Consider the following 2,181-nt stretch of genomic DNA (forward strand, 5'->3'; position numbering starts at 1 on the left):
GACGATGTCGCTGCTGGGACTGGTGCGCCACATGGCCGAGGTGGAGCGCGGCTGGTTCCGGCGCACCCTCGCCGGCCAGCAGGCCGACCGGCTGTGGGGGCCGCCGCAGCAGGACGCCGACTGGCTCGGAGGGGTCGGTGACCAGACCTGCGTCGACGAGGCCTGGGCAGCATGGCGTGACGAGGTCGCGTTCGCCGAGCAGTGGGTGCAGGACCACCCCGACATGGGCGCGCTCGTCGACCACCGCGGGGAACAGGTGAGTGTGCGCGACGTGCTCGTGCACATGGTCGAGGAGTACGCCCGTCACTGCGGACACGCCGACCTGCTCCGCGAGTGCATCGACGGCCGCACCGGCCAGTAGACCCAGCGGTTCGCCGGAGACAGTCCCGGGCGGAGGCTCAGCCTCTCCACCCACGCCGGAGCCTGTGGACAGCCGGAGACCGTTGTCAGACCTCACCACTAGAGTCGTACACATGTTCGAGAGCGTCGAAGCAGTGGAGCACGAGGACCCCTTCGTCCTCGCGGCTGCGCTCGGCACGTTGTCGGTCGAGGACATCGACGCCATGACGCTCGCAGAGACCGAGGCGGTGACGCTGGCCTCCCAGCGCGTCATCAACGCCGTCTCCGCCCGCCAGTCCGCGGCGATGGACACCCACGCGGCGCGGGCTGAGGAGCGGATCGAACGCCGCCGGCAGGAGGCACGCGAGGACGGCCGGCGAGTGCCGCTGGCCGCCGGTGGCCAGGACAGCGCCGCAGCACTCGCGCCGCTCCTCAAGGTCGCTCCCCGCACGATGAGCACCCGCCTGGACGACGCCCGCCGGCTCGTCAACGCCCTGCCGACGACGTTCCACCTGCAGTGGTCCGGCGCGCTGGAGCCCTACCGCTCGGCCGCCGTCGTCCGTGAGTCGAAGGCGCTGCACGTGCACCAGCTCGAGGAGTTCGAGGCGCGGCTGCACCGCCGTGACATCTCGCAGCTGCCCGGCTCACGGTTGAAGACGATGGCCCGCCGAGCGGCGGAGCAGACCGACCGCGCAGCTGTCCGCGCCGCCGAGAAGGCGGCTGTCGCTGACCGGTCGATCCGGGTCGGCCCGGGCGAGGTCACCGGCACGTCCACCTGGACGATGACCCTGTCGACGGCGCAGTCGGCGACTCTGTGGGCCGCGGTCGACGGGCTCGCGAACGAGTACGTCACGGCAACAGCGGGCCTGAAGGTCGGCCAGGCGCGGGTCGACGCCCTCTTCGACCTGGTCATGGCGAACGCCGAGGTGCGCACCACCATCGAGCTCGTCGCGCCGATCGGGTGCGGGCCTGCCGCGCGCATCGACGAGGCGCCCCTCGACCTGCGCGACGAGCCGGAGCACGAGCTGCCGGCGGCCTTCGGGGGCCCCCGGCCGCACCACGCCGCCGGCAGCCCTGACGGCGACACCGACCGCGGGGTCGGTGGCCACGACGGCGACACGGCCTACGACATCGACTGCGGCGCCGGCCGCCGTGACAGCGCGTCGGTGTGGGCCGCTGTCCGCGCCTCGACGGGCACGCTGATGGACAGCGACAGCGACGTCTGGTTCGTCAGCGGCCTGACCGAGGTGCCGACCCATGGCTCGCTCCTTCCCGAGACGGTGGTCGGGCTCCTCAGCAACCCGGACGTGACCCTCCGAGTGGCCTGGTCCGACCCCGTGACCGGCGCGACCCGGTCACAGGACCCCCACGCGTACCGCCCGAACGCGGCTGTCGCGAGGCAGGTTCGCTCGCGGGACGGCACCTGCCGGTTCCCGGGATGCAGCCAACCGGCCAGACGCACGCAGATCGACCACGTGGTCCCGGCACCGGTCGGGCCGACCGAGCCACCCAACCTGATGTGCCTCTGCGCGAGCCACCACCGCTTCAAGCACCACGGCGGCTGGAGCGCCGACCTGACGCCCGAGGGCATCTGCACCTGGACGGCACCGGACGGACGCACCCACACGACCTGGCCGATGGACCGCCACGGCCGCAGCGCGGCCTGAGATTCGGGCGGACCCGGCCACGCCGCATACCCTTGGCGTGTGATGCACTCCCTCGGCCCAGACTGGATGGACCCCCAATGGCTGCTCGACCGCTTCGGCGGGCAGTTCTTCTGGGTGAGCGTGGCGATCGTCTTCATCGAGTGCGGCCTGCTCTTCCCCATCCTGCCCGGCGACT

General features: G+C 72.3%; 2 protein-coding genes and 1 pseudogene. All 3 read left to right on the forward strand.

The genetic code is table 11. The features are described 5' to 3' along the window. On the forward strand, nt 1–361 hold a 361-nt coding region (locus ACTHJJ_RS19060; protein WP_440304526.1), incomplete at its 5' end, for a mycothiol transferase. 112 nt (nt 362–473) lie between these two features. Next, nucleotides 474–2,006, forward strand: a complete 1,533-nt coding sequence (locus ACTHJJ_RS19065; RefSeq protein WP_440304527.1) for an HNH endonuclease signature motif containing protein — start codon at nt 474–476, stop codon at nt 2,004–2,006. Nucleotides 2,007–2,048: 42 nt separating this feature from the next. Then, nucleotides 2,049–2,181 (forward strand): annotated as a pseudogene (locus ACTHJJ_RS19070) (DedA family protein); the annotation flags it as partial.

It is taken from the genome of Intrasporangium sp. (genome assembly GCF_051961875.1).
In the GTDB taxonomy this organism is placed as follows: Bacteria; Actinomycetota; Actinomycetes; order Actinomycetales; family Dermatophilaceae; genus Intrasporangium_A.